Here is a 19,468-nt window from a genome sequence, read left to right as displayed (position 1 = left end):
GGCGCCGGGATCTTGCCAAGCGGTCCGCACGCCCTCGGCTGGAGCGTGCTCGGGTCACCAGCTCCAGACGATGCCGCGGCGCCGGTCCCGTCCGGTCGGGGTGATCTCACTGACGTTGGGTGCGCGCGTCTGGGGCACTGCCTTGATCGACACGCTGCCGCTGGTCTCGCACATCACGTGGCTGCCCGCGTCGTGACAGGTCTGCCGGGCACCGGCCAGGGGAGCCGAAATCAGCGATGCCGCAACCACAGCCGCCGTCAGGATTGAGAGTTTTGCTTGCATGGTCATCCGGGAGTTCCTTTCGCCGGGAATGAGTGCATGACGTGTCACGGGCAGGCCGACACGAGAATTCGAGCGCCCGGGTCCAGCGGCGCGTTGGCATCCTGGGAGTGCCGGAACGCGTCGTCACGCGCGGCCTCGACAGTCGGCCCGGCGCCGCCGGACACGATTCCGCTGCCGTCGTCGGCGCCGACAGAAACCACGCACAGGTTGTCGTTGGTCACCTCGTCGCGGGTGCACTCTTGGGCGCCGGCTTGCTGGCACGCAGCAATCACGGCCGCCGAGGCCGCTTCGTTGGTCGGACCGGTAGCGGAGAATCCGGCAAGGGCGCCGCCCAGCACACCCGAGCCGACCGCCTGAGAAATGTTGTCGCTGCTCTCGATTGCGCCATCGGGCCCGCCGGCCCACGCCGAACCTACTGAGAGCGTTGCCACGACGGCACCTAGCGCCCATACGGTAGCTGCCATGCGGGTAAGGGCCATCGGAGTCCTGTCCTGGAGCTGATCGGCAACGGTGAGTCGTTACTGTAGCCGCACGCCGGCCGTCCACCGGCGAATTCGAGTCCGAGACTAGGCTGCGGGCATGCGGATCTCGGCCAAGCTCGCACCCACCTTCGACTATCCCGAACTCGAACAGTTCTGGCGCGCCGCCGACGAACTCGGCTTCGAGGCGATCTGGAATTACGACCACTTCTACGGTCTGGTCGACGACACCGCGCCGACGCATGAGGGGTGGACCACGCTGGCCGCGATGGCGGTGGTCATCAGGCGGGCCAGGATCGGCTGCATGGTCACCGGCGTGACCTACCGCAACCCGGCGATCCTGGCGAAGATGGCGGTCACCGTCGACCACATCAGTGGCGGGCGGCTCGACTTCGGCATCGGTGCGGGCTGGCACGAGGCCGAGCACCGCGGCTACGGCCTGGAATTTCCCAGTGCTGGAACACGAGTCGCGATGCTCGACGAAGCGCTCACCGTCATCCGGCGGCTGTGGACTGAAGCGTCGGTCACCTTCGAGGGCCGGTTCTACACGCTGAGCGAGGCCATCTGCGAGCCCAAGCCTTTACAGCGGCCGCACCCACCGATCGTCGTCGGCGGATCGCAGCCCAAGATGCTACGCGTGATCGCACGTCACGCCGACGAGTGGAACATGCCGAGTCACGGCACCCCGGGGCAGTGGGGTGAGGTCAGTAATCGGCTCGACGAAGCCTGCGCCGAGGTCGGCCGCGACCCGGCCGAGATCCGGCGATCAGTCCAGATCTTTCTGCACCCGCGCGAACCCGAACAGGTCGCCACCCAGCTGGATCTGCTGCCGCAATTCGCCGAACTGGGTTGCGAGCACGCTGTGCTGAGCTTCTACCAGCCGCCGTCGATCGAGCTGCTGGAGCGCTGTGCGCAGCTGGCCTAGCCCGGGATCACACCTTGCGGACTGCGGGCGGATGCCACGTTCCGGCGATCGCTGCGCGGTGCGGGGCATAAAGCCGCATCGTGACACCTAAGGTGCCCAGCGGCGCGGGCAGCCAGTTGGCCGCCTTCTCGGCGCCCGGATTGGCGTGCTGCAGATAGAGATCGAGTGAACCATCGGTGTTGTACTGCAATGCATCCCGATCGCCGATCGCGAACCGATTGATCTCGTTGGCCACCTGGTAGCCCTCGGCGTCGTACATCGTCACCGACCAGAAACCATCCACCGGCGGCAGCTTCCCGGCGTCGAAGTGAATGACGTAGTCGTTCTCGCCGGACAGTGGTTGACCGTCGGCGTCGGTTATCAGCAGCGGATACACCGCGTCCTCGGGCGGATTGGCTCCCAGCCCCACCAGTGTGATGGCGGCGCGCCGCAGATAGGAGTTGCCGTACACGCCCATGCCCTCGGTCAGGCTCATCCACCCGTCGACGATGTTGCCCAGCGTCGGGGCAGCCGAAGTGATCGCCGCAAGCGCATCCTGTTTGCCTGCTTCGATCTCGGCCTGCTGGTCGGGGGAGAACCGCTGCGCGTCGAACGGTTTGTCGACCTCGATACCGAGTCCCGACAGCCGGGCCAAGATCGAAAAGTCGGTGGTGTGAGGCGGATTGACGGCGAGCAAATCGGCGGCATAGGCGAGATAGTCGAGCGCCGCCATCTCGTTGACCTTGCGCAGTGGCTCGGTGGTGACGTCGTAGGACTCGTCTCTGACGAACGATGTCGTCGGCGGCACCAGCGGCGTCAGGGTGTAGCCGTCCTGGACGGCGTGCACTGCCGGGTAGTCGGACGGACCGTTGGTCTGGGTACGGCCGATGATCCACACGTATGGCGTGGGGGCGTGGATGACCGGAACATCCTTCGGTAGCGGGCCGGTGTGTCCGGGACCGGCAATCACATAGCGCTGCGCCCCGGTTCCGGAGGTCCGCTTGCCGGGATTGGCGAAGACATCGGTCCACATGTCGAGCAGCGGGAGCATGAAGTAGCGGTCATCGGTGTCGGGGACCTCGAGAATCACCGGCCCGTGGCCGAGGTCGAGCCAGGCCGACGAATACAAGGTGTCGAAATTGGGCCGCACGACGGCACGGAAGTCGGCGTCGGGGTATTGGCGGACATGGTTGAACTGGTTGGGCGGCCCCGCGCCGATGCCCGTCCCGTTGATCGCCTGCAACCGGGTGATATCCATCGTGACCAGCGGATAGAAATAGATGAAGGCCTCGTAGCTGAGCGTGCGCAGGTCGGATGACAAGGTGCTCACGTGCGTCCCATCGTCGGCGGCAACAGTGCGCCGACCCTACCCGATCAGGCTAATCGCCGGGTTCCAGCGCGGAATCCGCGTGCATCGGGGTGGCCGCGCGCTTGGAACGCCGCAGCCGTCGCTCCAGTCGTGTCGCCGCCACCGACAATGCGAAGTTCACACTGATCATCAACACGGCGATGACGATCAGCGCGGGAACATAATTGCCGTACGACGAGCCGACGACCGTGCCCTGGCGCACCATCTCGACGAAGGTGATCTGATATCCGATCGCGGTGTCCTTCAGCACGACCACCAACTGCGAGACCAGCACCGGCAGCATCGAGGTGATGGCCTGCGGCAACAGGATTGACCGCATCGTCTGCCCCCAGCGCAGACCCAGCGCGGACGCGGCCTCGCTCTGCCCGCGCGGCAGCGAGCCGACGCCGGAGCGCACGATCTCGGCGATCACCGCGCCGTTGTACAGCGTCAGGCCGGTCACCACACCGGCCAGCGCCAGGTATTTGGACGGGAACACGTCGTAGAGCGCGAACAGGAAGTAGGCGAAGATCATCATGATCAGCACGGGCACGGCGCGGAAGAACTCCACGATCACCGCCGACGGCCAGCGGATGAAGCCGTTGTGCGACAGCCGCCCGACGCCCAGCAGGAACCCCAGAATCAGGGCGAGCACGATCGAGAGCGCCGCGGCTTTCAATGTGCCCTCGATGCCCGGCAGCACGTAGGTCGTCCACAGGTTCGCGGTCAGGAACGGCCGCCACTTGGCCTCGGTCAGCTGACCCTTGCCGGCGAGCTTAGCGACCACGCCCCAGACCACCAGTGCGGCAACGACAATCGTCACCGCCGTGATGATGCGGTTGCGGACTCGCGCCCGTGGGCCGGGCGCGTCGAACAGGACCGAGGCCGTGCTCATGATCGTCTGCTCTTCGCGCAAGCGCTCATCGTGCCACCGCCAGCCGCTTGCCCAGCCAGCCGAACAACAAGCCCAACGGCAGCGTCAGGATCACGAAACCGACGGCGAAGATGGTGCCCACCGTGAGCAGCGCCGCGGTGTTCTCGATCATCCCCTTCATCAGCAGGGCCGCCTCGGCGACGCCGATCGCCGAGGCGATCGTCGTGTTTTTGGTCAAGGCGATCAGCACCGAGCCCAGCGGAATGATCACCGATCGAAAAGCCTGGGGCAACAGGATCATTCGCAGGTTCTGGCCGAACGAGAAGCCCAGTGAGCGGGCGGCCTCGGCCTGTCCCAGCGGCACGGTATTCACCCCGGAGCGCACCGTTTCACACACGAACGACGCGGTATAGACCGTCAGCCCGAGCACGGCGAGCCGAAAGTTGCTGTCTTCGATGGACGTCATCGACTTCGGGTCCACCAGCGTGATCCCCAGCGTCTGCGCCAACCCGAACGAGCAGAACAGGATGATCAGCGTCAGCGGGGTATTGCGCACCACATTGACGTAGGCGGTGCCCAGCCAGTTGAGCATCGGCACCGGTGCCAACCGCATCGCGGCCAGCACCGTGCCGAGGATCAGCGCTCCGATCGCGGAGAACACCGTGAGCTGGATCGTCGTCCAGAACGCCTCGAAGATCTGGCCGCGATACTCGCTGAAGATCTCCACTCCCGCGCGACCTCAGCAGGCGTCGAACGCCGGCGGTGCGGGAGCGGTGATCCCGGCCGGACCGAGATTCTTGTCGAACGCCGCCTTCCAGGCGCCGTCGGCCTCCATCTTCTTCAGCGCGTCGGTGATCTTGGTGCACAACTCGGTGTCACCCTTCTTCAGGCCGACGCCATAACGCTCTTCGGAGAACGGCTCGCCGACGATCTTGAACGTGCCGGGGGTCTGCGCGGCGTACCCGGCGAGGATCACCTCATCGGTGGTCACCGCGTCGATCGCGCCGTTCTTCAGTGCCTCCACACAGGCCGAATAGGTGTCGTACTGCTGCAGCTGAACACCCGGGTACTTGTCCTTGATCCGCTGCGCGGGCGTCGATCCGCTGACCGAACACAACTTCTTGCCGTTCTGCAGCGACTCCGCACCGGTGATGTCCGAGTTGTCGGCCCGCACCAACAGGCTCTGGCCGGTGATCAGATACGGTCCGGCGAAGCTGACCTTCTCCTTGCGGGAGTCGGTGATCGAATAGGTCGCGACGATGTACTTCACCTGGTCGTTCTGAATCAGGTTCTCGCGCTGACCGGAGGGAGATTCCTTCCACTCGATCTTGTCCTCGGGGTAGCCGAGCTCCTTGGCGATGTACTTGGCCACGTCCACGTCGAAACCGCTCAGCGTGCCGTCCGGATTCTTCAGCCCCAGACCGGGTTGGTCGAACTTCGTGCCGATCACCAGCTTGTCGCCGCTGTCACCGCCACCGCAGGCGGTCGCGGCGAACGGCAACGCGACAGCGAGTACAGCGGCGCCGACGAGCCGCCAGGAAAGAGAAGGCATACGGGTGTTCCTTTCGCCCTAGTGGTTGAGGATCTTGCCGAGAAAGTCTTTGGCGCGCTCCGAGCGCGGATTGTCGAAAAATTCGGCGGGTGGGGCGTCCTCGACGATCGCGCCGTCGGCCATGAACACCACCCGGTTGGCGGCCTTGCGGGCGAAGCCCATCTCGTGGGTGACCACCACCATCGTCATGCCGTCGGACGCCAGCGAGGTCATCACGGCCAGCACCTCGTTGATCATTTCCGGGTCCAGCGCGCTGGTCGGCTCGTCGAACAGCATCACCTTCGGACTCATGGCCAGCGATCGGGCGATGGCGACGCGTTGCTGCTGACCGCCGGACAGCTGCGCGGGGTACTTGTCCGCCTGGTTGGCCACCCCGACCCGCTCCAGCAACGACAGCGCGTTCTCACGCGCCTTGCCTTTGTCGACCTTGCGCACCTTCACCGGTGCCAGAGCAACGTTCTCCAGGATCGTCTTGTGCGCGAAAAGGTTGAACGACTGGAACACCATGCCCACATCGGCGCGCAACTGCGCGAGTTTGCGCCCCTCGGAAGGCAATTGCTGACCGTCGATGGCGATCGTTCCCGAATCGATGGTCTCCAGCCGGTTGATGGTGCGGCACAACGTTGACTTACCCGAACCCGACGGGCCGAGAACCACCACCACCTGGCCGCGATCGACCTCGAGGTTGATGTCTTTGAGTACGTGCAGGTCGCCGAAATGCTTATTGACGCCCTTGATCGAGATCATCGGCTCGCCGCCGCTGCGCCCCATGCGTTCAGACCCTACCCAGGTAACCCGCAGATTGCGCAGCGTTGACCAATCCGCGATTTCTCCGCCACACCACCTGCTCCGTACGATGAGCCTGTGACATCGGTGCTGACCAACGACCACCCCGCGGGCGAACTGCCTGGTTCGGGGGCTGGGCGCAGCTATCAGGTGCGCACCTACGGCTGTCAGATGAACGTCCACGATTCCGAGCGGCTGGCCGGACTGCTCGAGGCCGCCGGCTATCACCGCGCACCCGAGGGCGCCGACGCCGACGTCGTGGTGTTCAACACGTGCGCGGTGCGGGAAAACGCCGACAACAAGCTGTACGGCAACATCAGCCACCTCGCCCCGCGCAAGCAGGCCGACCCGAACATGCAGATCGCCGTCGGCGGCTGCCTGGCACAGAAGGACCGCGACGGTCTGTTGAAGAAGGCGCCCTGGGTCGACGTCGTCTTCGGCACCCACAACATCGGCTCGCTGCCGGCATTGCTCGACCGGGCGCGACACAATCAGCAGGCTCAGGTCGAGATCGAAGAGTCGCTGCGCGAATTTCCGTCCACGCTCCCCGCCGCGCGCGAATCTGCCTATGCGGCATGGGTTTCCATCTCGGTGGGCTGCAACAACACCTGCACGTTCTGCATCGTGCCCTCGCTGCGCGGCAAGGAAGTGGACCGCCGCCCCGACGACATCCTCGCCGAGGTGCGCTCGCTGGTCGACCAGGGCGTCCTCGAGATCACTTTGCTGGGCCAGAACGTCAACGCCTACGGTGTCTCGTTCACCGACAGCCCCCGCGATCGCGGCGCCTTCGCCGCCCTGCTGCGGGATTGCGGGCGGGTCGACGGGCTGGAACGGGTCCGGTTCACCTCACCGCACCCGGCCGAATTCACCGATGACGTCATCGAGGCCATGGCGCAGACCGCGAATGTCTGCCCGGCCCTGCACATGCCGCTGCAATCCGGCTCCGACCGCATGCTCAAGGCCATGCGCCGGTCGTACCGCGCCGAGAAGTACCTCGGCATCATCGAGCGGGTGCGTGCGGCGATGCCGCACGCGGCGATCACCACCGACATCATCGTCGGCTTCCCCGGCGAGACCGAGGACGACTTCGCCGCCACCCTCGACGTGGTCCGCCAGGCCCGGTTCTGCGCCGCGTTCACCTTCCAGTACTCCAAGCGGCCCGGAACCCCGGCTGCCGAGCTCGACGGTCAGCTGCCCAAAGCCGTTGTGCAGGAACGCTATGACCGCCTGATCGAGCTGCAGGAGCGGATCTCGTTCGAGGAGAACACCGCCCAGATCGGCACCCGCGTGGAGTTGCTGGTCGCCACCGGCGAGGGTCGCAAGGACGCCAGCACCGCGCGGATGAGCGGACGTGCCCGCGACGGCCGCCTCGTGCACTTCACACCGGGTGACGCCGAGCCGCGCCCCGGGGACATCGTCACGACCACGGTCACCGGCGCCGCTCCGCACCACCTGATCGCCGACGCGCCGCTGCTCGGCCACCGCCGGACCCGCGCCGGCGATGCGCACGCCGCGGGCCTGCGGCCGCGCACGGTCGGGCTGGGGTTGCCCCCGGTGGGTAGGCCCATCATCGAAGAGACGACGGGATGTTCGCGATGAGTCGCCCGGAGAACGACGGATGGGAGAGCTACCGGTCCGACCTGGAGAAGGCCGAACGCAAAGTCGCCGGCGAGATCCAGCCCGGAGCTCGCGCCATGGTCGTGGCCATCCTGGTGTTCGTCCTGCTGCTGTCGCTGATCTTGCCGCACACCGGCGACGCGCGCGGCGTCGACGTGCTGATGGGGGACAGCAAGGCGCTCAGTGTCGGTATCGCCGTGCCATCGCGCATCTTCACCTGGCTGGTCCTGGTGTTCGGCGTCGGATTCTCGATGCTCGCGCTGCTGACCAGGCGCTGGGTGCTGGCCTGGATCGCGCTGGCCGGCTCGGCGCTGTCCAGCGCTGTCGGGCTGCTGGCTGTCTGGTCGCGGCAGACCGCCGTGCACGGACACCCGGGCCCCGGCATCGGGCTACTGCTGGGCTGGCTTGCGGTGATCGTGCTGACGTTCCACTGGGCGCGGGTCGTGTGGACGCGCACCGCGGTGCAGCTGGCCGCCGAGGAGCAGCGCCGAGCCGCGTCGGCCGAAAGTCAGTCCCGCTCGCTGCTCGACGACGTCGACCGGCGCGAGGACAACTCCTAGCTAGCGCTTCTTACCCAGCGATTCGACCGCCGCATCCGCCCACTGGCGCCACTGGTCGGCGTTGGCCCGTGCGGTTTCGGCATCCTTCGTGCGACCGGCGGCTTCGGCTTTCTCCGCCTGCTTTTCGTACTGTTCGACGCGGGCCTGGAACTGCTCGGCACGCGCCTGCGCCTGGGGATCGATCCGGCTGGAGTCGGCGGCGTCGCGCACCTTCTTCTCGATCGCACGCAGCCGTCGCTCCAGATCGGCGGACCGCTCACGCGGCACCTTTCCGATCGCGTCCCACTTGTCGGTGATCGTCCGCAGCGCCGAGCGGGCCGCATCGGGATTGGACGTGTCGAGCCTCTCGGCCTCGGCGAGCAACGCCTCCTTGGCGGTGGCATTGGCCGCGAACTCGGTGTCGCGCTCGGCGTTCACCGCGTTGCGCGCGGCAAAGAACGTGTCCTGTGCGGCCTTGAACCGATGCCACAGGGCGTCGTCGACGTCTTTGGCTGCCCGGCCGGCGGCCTTCCACTGGGCCAGCAGATCGCGAAACGCGGTCGCCGTGGCCGACCACTCGGTGGACCCGGCGAGTTCCTCGGCGCGCGCACACAACTGTTCCTTGGCCTGCTTGGCCCCGGCGCGTTCCCGGTCCAGGTCGGCGAAGTGCGAGCCGCGGCGGCGGTTGAACGTTTCGCGGGCCGCCGAATACCGCTTCCACAGCGCGTCATCGGTCTTGCGGTCCAGGCCGGTGATCGTGCGCCATTCGTCGAGGATGGCGCGCAACCGGTCGCCGGCGGCCTTCCACTGTGTCGAGGCGTTGGCCAGCTCCTCGGCCTCCGCGGCCAGCGCCTCCTTGCGGGCCGTCTGCTCGGCGCGATGTTCGTCGCGGCGCGCCCGGTCGGCGGCGGCTGTTTCCTCGGCGTGGTCGCGGATCGCGCCCAGCCGCTCGGCCAGGGCGTCGAGATCGCCGAGAACGCTTGCGGTGGGCAGGGTTTCAGCCAGTGCGGCCGCTGCTGCCTTGATCTTGCGCGCATCACCGGTACCTGAGGCCAGCCGGGTCTCCATGAGGGTGACCTCGGTAGCCAGATCCTCGAAGCGCCTGCCGAAGTGAGCGTAGGCGGCCTCGGTGTCGCCGGCCTGCCACGAGCCGATCGAGCGTTCACCGGCCGAGGTGATCAGCCACACCGTGCCGTCGTCGTCGACGCGGCCGAACCGGTGCGGGTCACTGGACGGCGGCACCGCCAGGGGAGCAGTGGGCGGGTGGGGTTTGGGGACGGGCCGTGCGGGTCCCGGTCGGGGTCCGGGCCTCGGGGGTCCGCCGGCGTTGGGTTCGTCGATGGTCACGCGTCTTACCTACCCTCCGCGCGGGAAACCCCGCGCATCTGCCGCGCGACGCGGCGCCACTACTGCATGGTCGACGACCTCCGTCGGTTGCGGGTGGCCGTCCTCGTTGGTATTGAACCAGGTCGATGCCACATGTGCGTCCGGGTTGGGCGGTCTGAGGTTGCGGACGACGGTGATCGGCGGGCAGGCTGGCGGATTCGAGGGTGGAGGAGTCGACCATGGCAAAGGCGGATATCGCTGTCCTGCTTGCGTTGTGCGCCGCCTTCTTCATCGCGATCGGTGACGTCATCCAGCAACGTTCGGCGCACGACGTCACCGACGAGAAGGTGAGCCCCATCGAGCTGTTCACCCGGTTGCTGCGCGACAAGACGTGGTGGGTGGGCAGTGTGGCCGGCGGCGCGGGTTTCGGATTTCAGGCCGCCGCGCTCGGATTCGGTTCGGTGCTGCTGGTCCAGGCCCTGCTGGTCACCTCGCTGCTGTTCGCCCTGCCGATGAGCGCCTATTTCGCGCACCGGCGGATCAGCCGCTCGCAATGGTTGTGGGCGGTGCTGCTGGCCGCATCGGTGGCCGTGATCGTCACCGTCGGCAACCCCACCGAGGGACATTCCCGCGCTGGCTTCGAGCTGTGGGTCTGGGTGATCGCGATCATGGGCCCCGCGCTGGCGCTGTGCGTGATCGGTTCTCGGGTGTGGGCGGGAAAGCCGGCCGCCGCGGTGCTGCTGGCGCTGGTCTCCGGCTCGCTGTGGGGATTGTTCGCGGTCCTGACCAAGGGTGTCGTCGGCCGCTTGGACCACGGTATCGAGGCGGTGCTGGCCAGCCCGGAACTCTATGCGTGGGCGCTGGTCGCGGTGGCCGCGACCGCATGGCAGCAGTCGGCGTTCCGGGCCGGGTCGATGGCCGCGTCGCTGCCGACGATGACGGTCGCCGAACCGATCGTCGGCTCGGTGCTGGGCATCTTCGTCCTCGGCGAGACGCTGCGGCCCGGCGACGCCGGCTGGTTCGTGCTGATCGTCGCGGTTGCGGCCATGGTGTTCGCCACTGCAGCGCTGGCCCGCGGCGAGGTCACCTCCACCGGCGAGCCCGCCACCGAGACGGTGCCCGGCTGACGGCCACTACCGTGGTGGCGTGCTCTCCGCCATCGCCCTGACTCCGTCGGCGCCCGTCCTGGTGCCCGAGCTGGCGGGTGCGGCGGCCGCCGAGGTCGGCGAGTTCCGCGCCGCGGCGCTGGCGGCGGCCGCCGAGCTGCCGGACCGCTGGATCGCCATCGGCGTCGGACCCCGCGATCAACGCTTCGAGGCGAACACCCGGGGCACGTTCGCCGGCTACGGGGTGGACGTCCCGGTGTCGCTGTCCCCGGACGCCGCTGCCGCTGTCAGCGCGCTGCCGCTGTGCGCGCTGTTCGCCGGATGGCTTCGCGGACAGGCGAACCCGGCGGCGCGCGCGCAGGTCCGGGTGTACCGCGGCGACCACGACGCGGACATGGCCCTCGAGTTCGGCCGGACGCTGCGCGCCGAGATCGACGCCGGCGATGACCCGGTCGGTGTGCTGGTGGTGGCCGACGGCGCCAACACGCTGACGCCGCCCGCACCCGGCGGATACGACCCGGACGCCGAACCGGTGCAGGCCGCGCTCGACGACGCGCTGGCCCGCGGCGACGCGACGGCGTTGACCTGGCTGCCCGGCGGGATCGTCGGGCGGGTGGCCTACCAGGTGCTGGCCGGGCTGGTGGGTTCCGGGCCGCGGGAGGCCAAGGAACTGGTGCGGGGTGCCCCCTACGGGGTGGGGTACTTCGTCGGCGTCTGGAAGCCAGCGGAGGGCTGGGGGTACCGCCCCGCCGAAGGCAAGGGGGAGAGCGCAGCGACCCGGGAATTGACATGAGGCCGATCGCCGTCATCGGGCCGACCGGCACCGGCAAGTCCGCGCTTGCCCTGGACGTCGCCGAACGGCTCGGCGGGGAAATCGTCAACGCCGACGCCATGCAGCTGTATCGCGGGATGGACATCGGCACCGCCAAACTCACCGTCGCCGAGCGCCGCGGCATCCCGCATCATCAGCTCGACGTCCTCGACGTGGCCCAAACCGCCACCGTTGCGCGCTATCAGGAGGCCGCCGCCGCCGACGTCGAAGCGATCGCGGCCCGCGGAGTGCCGCCCGTCATCGTCGGCGGCTCGATGCTCTACATCCAGTCGCTGCTCGACGAATGGGCCTTCCCGGCCACCGACGCGCACGTGCGCGCCCGCTGGGAAGAGCGACTCGCCGAGATCGGGGTGGCCGCATTGCATGCCGAGCTGGGTCGCCGGGACCCGGCCGCCGCGGCGGCGATCCTGGCCACCGACGGCCGCCGGATCGTGCGGGCACTGGAGGTGGTCGAGCTGACCGGTCAACCGTTCGCCGCATCCGCACCCCGGATCGGGGCTCCCCGCTGGGACACCTTGATCATCGGATTGGACTGGCCGACAGCCATTCTCGACGACCGGCTGGCGCAGCGCACTGACGCGATGTTCGACGCCGGCCTGGTCGGCGAGGTGCGGGGTTTATTGGACTGCGGGCTGCGTCAGGGCGTGACCGCCGCCCGTGCGCTCGGCTACGCCCAGGTGATCGCCGCCCTGGACGCCGGTGGCGCCGACGAGCAGCTGGCGCAGGCTCGTGAGCTCACGTTCATCGGGACCCGCCGCTACGTGCGCCGCCAGCGGTCGTGGTTTCGGCGCGACCACCGCATCGGTTGGCTCGACGGCGCGGCAGGCGGCCTTGCCGACGAGGTGATCGCCCGATGGCGGCACGTATCCTGATCAGGTGATCTTCACCAAGGGGCACGGCACGGAAAACGATTTTGTGCTGCTGCCCGACCTGGACGCGCGTCTCGAGCTGGCACCCGCCGCGGTGACCGCGCTGTGCGACCGCCGTCGGGGATTGGGCGCCGACGGCGTCCTGCGGGTCACCACCGCCGGTGCGGTCGTCGCAGCCGGCGTGCTGGACCGGCTGCCCGAGGGCGTCGACGCCGGCGACTGGTACATGGACTACCGCAACGCCGACGGCTCGATCGCGCAGATGTGCGGCAACGGGGTGCGGGTGTTCGCGCACTACTTGCGGGCCAGCGGCCTGGAGAAGCGCGACGAGTTCGTGGTCGGCTCGCTGGCCGGGCCGCGGCCGGTGACCGTGCATCACGCCGACGCACTCGACGCCGAGGTCACCGTCGACATGGGCAAGGTCAACCGGCTCGGAACCGGCACCGCCACCGTCGGCGGCCGGCACTTCACCGGCATCGGCGTCGACGTCGGCAACCCACACCTGGCCTGCCTGGATCCCGGCCTGTCCGAGGCGGCGCTGGCCGCTCTCGACGTCGCCGCACCCGTGCAGTTCGACCACCAGCAGTTCCCCGACGGCGTCAACGTCGAGGTGCTCACCATCGCCGGCGACGGTGCGGTCAGCATGCGGGTGCACGAGCGCGGGGTCGGCGAGACCCGTTCCTGCGGCACCGGGACCGTGGCGGCCGCGGCCGCCGCGCTGGCCCACCTCAACCTGTCGACGGGCACGCTGCGGGTCCGTATTCCGGGCGGGGAGGTCACCGTCGGGATCAGCGATACCAGCAGCTCGCTGCGGGGTCCGTCGTGCCTGGTGGCGCACGGTGAGGTGGCCGACACGTGGTGGGCGGCCCAGCGCTGAGGAGCACATTATTCGGATGCACGAGGTACCAGTGGCGTGACACCATCGATGACGGCTTATGACACAGAGACCTATGAACAAGGCTGACTTTCCCGACCCCAGCGTCGGCGAACTCGCGCTCGAGGACCGCGCCGCGCTGCGGCGCGTCGCCGGGCTGTCCACCGAACTCACCGACGTCTCCGAGGTCGAGTACCGCCAGCTGCGGCTGGAACGGGTCGTGCTGGTCGGCGTGTGGACCGAAGGCAGCGCCGCCGACTCCGAAGCCAGCCTGGCGGAGCTGGCCGCGCTGGCCGAAACCGCGGGCTCCGAGGTGCTGGAAGGACTCATCCAGCGCCGCGACAAGCCGGACCCGTCCACCTACATCGGGTCGGGCAAGGCCCAGGAGTTGCGCCAGATCGTGATCGCGACCGGCGCCGACACCGTGATCTGCGACGGTGAACTCAGCCCGGCCCAGCTCAACGCGCTGGAAAAGGTGGTCAAGGTCAAGGTCATCGACCGGACCGCGCTGATCCTGGACATCTTCGCCCAGCACGCCACCAGCCGCGAAGGCAAGGCGCAGGTGGCGTACGCGCAGATGGAGTACATGCTGCCGCGGCTGCGCGGCTGGGGTGAATCGATGTCACGGCAGGCCGGCGGCCGGGCGGGCGGCGCCGGTGGGGGTGTGGGTACCCGTGGCCCCGGTGAGACCAAGATCGAGACCGACCGGCGCCGCATTCGGGAGCGAATGTCCAAGCTGCGCCGCGAGATCAAGGACATGAAGCAGATCCGCGATACGCAGCGCAGCCGCCGGCTGCACAGCGACGTGGCGTCGATCGCGATCGTCGGCTACACCAACGCCGGCAAGTCCAGCCTGCTCAACGCGCTGACCGGCGCCGGGGTCCTGGTGCAGAACGCGTTGTTCGCCACACTCGAACCAACCACGCGCCGTGGCGAATTCGACGACGGCCGCCCGTTCGTGCTCACCGACACCGTCGGTTTCGTCCGGCACCTGCCGACCCAGCTGGTCGAGGCATTCCGCTCCACCCTGGAGGAGGTCGTCGACGCCGACCTGCTGGTGCACGTGGTCGACGGATCCGACAGCAACCCGCTGGCCCAGATCGAGGCGGTGCGCCAGGTCATCACCGAGGTGCAACGAGATCACCACGCACCTCCGGCGCCGGAATTGTTGGTGGTCAACAAGATTGACGCCGCCGACGATCTGACGCTGGCCCAGCTTCGCCGCGCCTTGCCGGGAGCGGTGTTCGTCTCGGCGCACACCGGGGAGGGTTTGCCGCGGCTGCGCGCCAGGCTCGGCGAGCTCGTCGAACCCCGGGAGATCACCATCGACGTGACGATCCCGTACGACCGTGGCGACCTGGTCGCGCGGCTACACAGCGACGGGCACGTCGACGCCGTCGAGCACACGGATGCGGGCACCCGGCTCAAAGCGCGAGTGCCCGCGGCGCTGGCCGCCGGCCTGCGCGAATTCGCGAGTTAGGCGGCGTCCCGGTCCCGGTCCGGCAGAGGGGCCCGGGTGCCGACGTCCTTCGGGTATGTGCCGAATTGCTCTATATCCCCGGCAGCGGCCTTAGCAGGCTTGAGCCAGTGTGAGCTATACCGCACCGGGGAGGCAGCGGATGAAGGGGTCACGACTACTGCGTGGAGCGGCCATCGCGGCACTCGTCTCCGCGGTCATCGGCGTCGGGATGGACGGGGCAGGCCGAGCGCACGCACAGACAAGGATCACCGTTCCGGGCGCCGGGCCGCTCTATTACCCGGACATCGTCAAGCACCTACCGTTGGGACGGCTCTACTTTTTCGGTACCAGCGAGGCCGCTGGGCCGCCGCTGTCGGTTCTGGATGGCTACGACCTGCTCAATCACCAGATCGGGGTGAATTGGTTTCCCCGCAGCACCGCCCAGGTGGTCGACTATCCGGCGAGCATGGGTGTGCTGAGCTTCAGTCGGGCCGCGCCCGGCGTCGACGACGCGGTCGCCGCTGGGCGCCGTTCGCTCGATGACCAGATCAGGAGCGCGGTCGCTGGGGGCGCCCCGGTCGTGGTCGCCGCGCTATCGGAAGGGACCCTCGTCGTCAATCGCGAGCTAGCCCATCTGGCGGCATCTCCCAGCGCGCCGCCAGCGGATCTGGTGTCCTTTGCGATGTATTCGAGCCCGGAGCTGGGTCTGGCCGACATCTATTTTCGGGTGGGTGCATGGGTCCCGCTGATGAATTACACCGCGCACAGTCTGGCCGACAGCCAATACGACGTCAGCGTCGTCTTCCATCAGTACGACTTCTGGGGCGATCCGCCCGACCGGCCGTGGAATCTGCTCGCTGTGGCCAACGCGCTGGCCGGAATGGCCTACTTCCACGAGGCCACGCCCCTGGCTACGCGGTCTGACGCGGTGGCGGTGTCGCAGGTAACCAGCGACCTGGGTGGGACGACCACCACCTTCATGATCCCGTCACCGACCCTGCCCCTCCTCAAACCGCTTCAACAGCTCGGTGTGCCGAAGCCAGTCGTCAACGCACTGAACTCGGCGTTGAAGCCCATTGTCGATGCGGGCTACTCGAAGCTGACCCCCGATGCGGGCCCGTACTTCTCTCACGGACGGCTGGTGTTCACACCCCCGGTGACCACGGCGGCACACGGTGCACGCGGCTCGAGGCTCGCCACGCCGAGCGAGCGTTTCACATCGGCCCGATTGCCCAAGAAGGTCACGGAACGCGCGGACGCATCGTCGGGGACAACGGGGCACCGGGTCCCCGAAAGATCTGCTCGAGTAGCAGCCTAGGCGGCGTCTCTTGCAGACTTCCCCCGCCCGGAAGCACTTGCCGCCGAGGGCTTTCCGCCCTTGCCCGTGGCGGGCTTGGCCAGCTTGCCGGCACTCTTCACTGAACCACCGGTAGTCGGCTTGTCGGGCTTGGCCACCGCGCCGGAGTGTGCAGAGGCCTTGGGCTGCACCGGCTTGGATGCGGCCTCGGGGGCCGGCTCGCTGGTGCCCGCGGCGGCCACTGTCGACGACGTGGCAGGTGCGGGCGCTGCCGGTAGTGACACACCCACATCGCCGAGCGCGTCGTGAATGCCCTGGACGACGGCATTGGCGAGATCGACGGTCAGCTTCGCCGGATTGATCGGGGTGAAGATCGTCAACGGCGTCGGCTGGCCGTAATTGCTTCGGTCGTAACCGGTTTCGATCAGTACCCGGGTGACCGGCGAGATCAGGTCGACGAACGGCTTGATGATCGCGGTGGTGCCGGTGGCGGCGCCGATGTCCAGCAGCGGCTGCATGATCGGCAGCGTCTTGGCCGGGATCGTGATGTAGAGCGTGTCGTTGAAGGTCTGGCAGTTCTTCGGGCTCTGTGAACAGTCGATCGCGGTCTGGAGCTCGGCAAGGGTGTAGCCGTAGGGCAGCTCGGTCGACGGCTGGGTTCCGCGCGGGGAGATGTACGTCCCGTGGATGTACCAGAATCCGGCAAGGGCATTGAGGACGGCCAGCGCGTTGAGCGGGTTGGCCGGGAAATCAGCCACACCGTCGTACTGGAACGCGATGTCGGTGGTGTTCACCCCGGGCAGCACGGTGGTGTCGGTGGGAGCCGGCTGGCCGAAGGTGGCGTCCAGGATCGGCACCGTGCCGAGTGCGGCCAGCCGCTCGAACAGACCGCCGTTCGGACGGTTGGGGTCACCGATGAATACGAACGAGTACCGGTCGGGGATGACCCCGCCGTTGGCGTCGGCGAGCTGCCGCTTGACGACGTTCGAGACCGTCGCGCCCTGCGAGTAGCCGAAGATGACCACGTCGTCGGCAGGGTCGGTGGCGGCGAGCTGGGTGTTGAGGCTCTGCACGCCGTCGGCCACCGACACATTCCACTTCGCGCCGTTCAACCCGCCCCAGCCGGCGAACGGGAACGGCCAGAACTGCGCGGTGTAGGGGACCGGCTCAGGGGTACAGGTCGTCGCACAGGCGGGATCCAGCGGTTGGATGTAGTAGTTGACCGCGTTCTCCATGTAGTTGGTGCCCAGCGGCGGCACGGCCGGGTTGGGGGTGCCGGTGCCGGGCACGATCAACGCCACCGCGGCCAGGCTGACGGCTGCGGTGATCGTGCTGCCCACCGCGAGGGCGACCGCGGTGATCATCGCCAGGAGGGCCACCACGGCCGAGCGGGTGGCGGTGCGGATCATCTGGGGCATCAGCAAACCTTCGTCGTTGTGAGCGGGATTGCTGAGATCGTCGCATCAGTCGACTTATGCCCGCAGTGGAATGTGAGAAGAACCTGAGAAAATCGCTCTGGTCAGCGGATCAGCGGTGGTTCATGCGCCCGCACGGCGCCAGCGGACCGGCGAACTTCTCGACTTGAACCAGGACGGCGGCGCCGGTGCAGCCACAGGCGCGCGGGTACCTGCGGCGCTGGCTGCGAGCCTGCGCCAATACGCGATCAGCTCGACGACCAGGTGAGCCGGGGCGGTTCGTCGGTGCCGTCACGCCGAAGCCGGCGAAAATACCGCGACCCGACCACGGCGACGGCCACCGCCAGCACGCCGTTGAGGCCGGCCAACGCCAAAGCGGCTCGACCGGTGCGCTGCGCCCCGGGTCCGAAGCTGGCCCGGAAGCCGGCGATGTCGCCGTAGGCGATCAGGGCGGTTTCGTTGATCGCCGGCTCCTGCTTATCGGTTCCGTTGGCGTGAGTGGCGCCCGGATGGCCCCAGAACACCACCGGATCGCCGGCTCGCAACCCGCATTCTGCGAGCCGGTAGCCGCTTGCCGGCCAGTTCCAGGCGTGGCGCACCGAGCTGATGCCCTGTGCCCAGGCCTGCGTGTCGTCGGCCAGATGCAAGGTGAACGACGACGGCAGCCAGGGCTGAATCGTTGCCGGGGCCGGCGGCCCGACGTTGTCGCACTGATACGACGCCAGCAGCGTGGCGTCGTCGCGGCTTTGGCCGGGTGCCCGCTCGCCGAGGCGGCCTTCGACGAGCACACCGTAGATTCGGTGGCGGGGCGCGCTGTTGCGCCAGTCCAAGATGCCGTCGCCGGTGCGGATCTCGGGCAGCGTCGCGAACTGTAACCCGTCGTCGGCAATGCGCCACAACATCATCGAAACGGCGGCGAACGCGGTCGCCAGCACTGTGCACAGGGTGGCCGCTGCCCATCTGTCGGCCCGGCTTCGCAGGCGGGGAAGCACGACCACTACCACGACCATCGACAAGATCACGGCGATCACCGTGCCCCCGAAGGCTTTTGCCGCCCGTTCGAAGATCGCCGTCACGCTGGGGCCGGTGAGAAGGAAGGCGGCGCCCAACGCAACCGCCGATCCGGCCGCCACCACGCACAGGCGCAGGGCCTTGTCACGCCAGCGGTAGACCAGTGCAGCGGTTGCGACGGCGATGGCCAACCACGCCGCGGCCAGGTTCATCGACGGAGTTCTCCGAGCGCGGTGCGGCAGGCCAGGCCGAGCTCGACGAACGCCAGCAGACGCTCGGGTGCCTGCATCGCGTCGCTGCGCACCCGTACCGTGACACCGTCGGTGTCCAGTGTCACCGCCGGTTGATCGCGCTCATTGTCGTAGCGCGCGCACCAGGCACTAACAGCATCGGCCACACCGGCGAGTCCGGCCCCATCGCCGTCGGCAGTGGTGAACGCCAGTAGCCGCGGGTCGGGTGTATCCAGGGCCCGTAGTTCGGCGCCGTCTCCGACCCGGGTCAACCCCAGCCAGCCGCGCAGCGGACCATTCAGCGAGCCGATGAGCCCGATCGCCATGTCACGCAGCGGACCCGGCGGTGAAGGTCCGGCGAGCAGGGTGCCGTGCGAGCTTGTCGGCCACGTCGACGACCACGTGCTCACGATGATGTGAGTAGATGGCGGGGACTGCTGCGTGGCGAAGGAGCGGGTGGTCCGAACCTCCCAGTCGCCGCGCTCGGGTCGCACGGTCGTCGAATCGCCGTCGCGCAGCCGCATCCAGCCGCGCTCGCCGAGCAGTGCGTCGAAGTGAGCCCGCCGTCGACGGCACCGGGTGATCAGGGCAGCCGCCCCCAGGCCGCAGACAACCGCGGCGAGTAGTACCACCGCGACCGCCGTCCGATCCATCGCCCGCCCGTTCTT

Annotated in this window: 20 protein-coding genes; 9 read left to right on the top strand and 11 right to left on the bottom strand. The window is 68.2% G+C overall.

Annotated features, from left to right (window positions below):
* Nucleotides 1–54: 54 nt before the first annotated feature.
* Entirely contained in the window at nt 55–288 is a 234-nt protein-coding gene (locus HPC46_RS08610) for a hypothetical protein (protein WP_179468770.1), read from the bottom strand.
* Between the two features lie 38 nt (nt 289–326).
* On the bottom strand, nt 327–713 hold the full coding sequence (locus HPC46_RS08605) for a DUF4189 domain-containing protein (protein WP_325096601.1): 387 nt from the start codon (nt 711–713) through the stop codon (nt 327–329).
* A gap of 148 nt (nt 714–861) precedes the next feature.
* On the opposite strand from HPC46_RS08605, the gene HPC46_RS08600 reads away from it, so the two are divergent.
* Nucleotides 862–1,686: a TIGR03560 family F420-dependent LLM class oxidoreductase gene (locus tag HPC46_RS08600; RefSeq protein WP_179468766.1), complete on the top strand. Its 825-nt coding sequence runs from the start codon at nt 862–864 to the stop codon at nt 1,684–1,686.
* Between the two features lie 7 nt (nt 1,687–1,693).
* Here HPC46_RS08600 and HPC46_RS08595 read toward each other — a convergent pair whose 3' ends face one another.
* The 5 genes from HPC46_RS08595 to HPC46_RS08575 are packed head-to-tail and all read right to left on the bottom strand — an operon-like array spanning nt 1,694 to nt 6,186.
* The gene (locus HPC46_RS08595) at nt 1,694–2,995 is read right to left on the bottom strand and encodes a DUF1254 domain-containing protein (protein ID WP_179468765.1); all 1,302 of its coding nucleotides are present in this window, start codon (nt 2,993–2,995) and stop codon (nt 1,694–1,696) included.
* A gap of 49 nt (nt 2,996–3,044) precedes the next feature.
* The gene (locus tag HPC46_RS08590) at nt 3,045–3,908 is read right to left on the bottom strand and encodes an amino acid ABC transporter permease (RefSeq protein ID WP_179468763.1); all 864 of its coding nucleotides are present in this window, start codon (nt 3,906–3,908) and stop codon (nt 3,045–3,047) included.
* 25 nt (nt 3,909–3,933) lie between these two features.
* Nucleotides 3,934–4,614, bottom strand: a complete 681-nt coding sequence (locus HPC46_RS08585; RefSeq protein WP_179468761.1) for an amino acid ABC transporter permease — start codon at nt 4,612–4,614, stop codon at nt 3,934–3,936.
* A 12-nt stretch (nt 4,615–4,626) separates the two neighbouring features.
* Complete coding sequence (locus HPC46_RS08580; RefSeq protein ID WP_179468759.1) at nt 4,627–5,439, bottom strand: glutamate ABC transporter substrate-binding protein; 813 nt, start codon at nt 5,437–5,439, stop codon at nt 4,627–4,629.
* 18 nt (nt 5,440–5,457) lie between these two features.
* Nucleotides 5,458–6,186, bottom strand: a complete 729-nt coding sequence (locus tag HPC46_RS08575; protein ID WP_179468905.1) for an amino acid ABC transporter ATP-binding protein — start codon at nt 6,184–6,186, stop codon at nt 5,458–5,460.
* Between the two features lie 117 nt (nt 6,187–6,303).
* Between HPC46_RS08575 and miaB the strand changes: the two genes are divergently transcribed.
* Both miaB and HPC46_RS08565 read left to right on the top strand, forming a co-directional pair.
* A complete protein-coding gene (gene miaB / locus HPC46_RS08570) occupies nt 6,304–7,824 on the top strand; it encodes a tRNA (N6-isopentenyl adenosine(37)-C2)-methylthiotransferase MiaB (RefSeq protein ID WP_325096600.1) in 1,521 nt (506 codons plus the stop codon).
* Nucleotides 7,812–8,402 carry an Rv2732c family membrane protein gene (locus tag HPC46_RS08565; RefSeq protein WP_179468757.1) on the top strand — a complete coding sequence of 197 codons (591 nt, stop codon included), beginning with the start codon at nt 7,812–7,814 and terminating at the stop codon, nt 8,400–8,402. The genes miaB and HPC46_RS08565 overlap by 13 nt, the downstream gene beginning before the upstream one ends.
* On the opposite strand, the gene HPC46_RS08560 is transcribed toward HPC46_RS08565, so the two are convergent.
* The gene (locus tag HPC46_RS08560; protein WP_179468755.1) at nt 8,403–9,728 is read right to left on the bottom strand and encodes a DUF349 domain-containing protein; all 1,326 of its coding nucleotides are present in this window, start codon (nt 9,726–9,728) and stop codon (nt 8,403–8,405) included. It lies immediately after the preceding gene.
* A gap of 218 nt (nt 9,729–9,946) precedes the next feature.
* Between HPC46_RS08560 and HPC46_RS08555 the strand changes: the two genes are divergently transcribed.
* From HPC46_RS08555 to HPC46_RS08530, 6 genes are all read left to right on the top strand, one after another.
* Nucleotides 9,947–10,834: a DMT family transporter gene (locus HPC46_RS08555; protein ID WP_179468753.1), complete on the top strand. Its 888-nt coding sequence runs from the start codon at nt 9,947–9,949 to the stop codon at nt 10,832–10,834.
* Nucleotides 10,835–10,853: 19 nt separating this feature from the next.
* Entirely contained in the window at nt 10,854–11,606 is a 753-nt protein-coding gene (locus tag HPC46_RS08550) for a class III extradiol ring-cleavage dioxygenase family protein (RefSeq protein WP_179468751.1), read from the top strand.
* Nucleotides 11,603–12,517 carry a tRNA (adenosine(37)-N6)-dimethylallyltransferase MiaA gene (gene miaA / locus HPC46_RS08545; RefSeq protein ID WP_179468749.1) on the top strand — a complete coding sequence of 305 codons (915 nt, stop codon included), beginning with the start codon at nt 11,603–11,605 and terminating at the stop codon, nt 12,515–12,517. The genes HPC46_RS08550 and miaA overlap by 4 nt, the downstream gene beginning before the upstream one ends.
* Before the next feature lie 4 nt (nt 12,518–12,521).
* Nucleotides 12,522–13,391: a diaminopimelate epimerase gene (dapF, locus tag HPC46_RS08540; RefSeq protein WP_179468747.1), complete on the top strand. Its 870-nt coding sequence runs from the start codon at nt 12,522–12,524 to the stop codon at nt 13,389–13,391.
* A 73-nt stretch (nt 13,392–13,464) separates the two neighbouring features.
* Nucleotides 13,465–14,868 carry a GTPase HflX gene (gene hflX, locus HPC46_RS08535; RefSeq protein WP_179468745.1) on the top strand — a complete coding sequence of 468 codons (1,404 nt, stop codon included), beginning with the start codon at nt 13,465–13,467 and terminating at the stop codon, nt 14,866–14,868.
* Between the two features lie 139 nt (nt 14,869–15,007).
* Nucleotides 15,008–16,165, top strand: coding sequence for a PE-PPE domain-containing protein (locus HPC46_RS08530; protein ID WP_179468743.1), 1,158 nt, complete (start codon nt 15,008–15,010; stop codon nt 16,163–16,165).
* Here HPC46_RS08530 and HPC46_RS08525 read toward each other — a convergent pair.
* The 3 genes from HPC46_RS08525 to HPC46_RS08515 form a co-directional block, all read right to left on the bottom strand.
* Nucleotides 16,162–17,562 carry a PE-PPE domain-containing protein gene (locus tag HPC46_RS08525; RefSeq protein ID WP_179468740.1) on the bottom strand — a complete coding sequence of 467 codons (1,401 nt, stop codon included), beginning with the start codon at nt 17,560–17,562 and terminating at the stop codon, nt 16,162–16,164. The genes HPC46_RS08530 and HPC46_RS08525 overlap by 4 nt on opposite strands.
* A 245-nt stretch (nt 17,563–17,807) precedes the next feature.
* Entirely contained in the window at nt 17,808–18,782 is a 975-nt protein-coding gene (locus HPC46_RS08520; protein WP_179468738.1) for a hypothetical protein, read from the bottom strand.
* Nucleotides 18,779–19,453 (bottom strand): hypothetical protein, encoded by a 675-nt coding sequence (locus HPC46_RS08515; protein WP_179468736.1) that lies wholly within the window; start codon nt 19,451–19,453, stop codon nt 18,779–18,781. Before HPC46_RS08515 ends, HPC46_RS08520 begins: the two co-directional genes overlap by 4 nt.
* Nucleotides 19,454–19,468: the final 15 nt, after the last annotated feature.

It is taken from the genome of Mycolicibacterium vinylchloridicum (assembly GCF_013404075.1).
GTDB classification, from domain to species: Bacteria; Actinomycetota; Actinomycetes; order Mycobacteriales; family Mycobacteriaceae; genus Mycobacterium; species Mycobacterium vinylchloridicum.
Note: the sequence above shows the minus strand (reverse complement) of the source record. Positions and strands in the feature narration are given on the sequence as shown.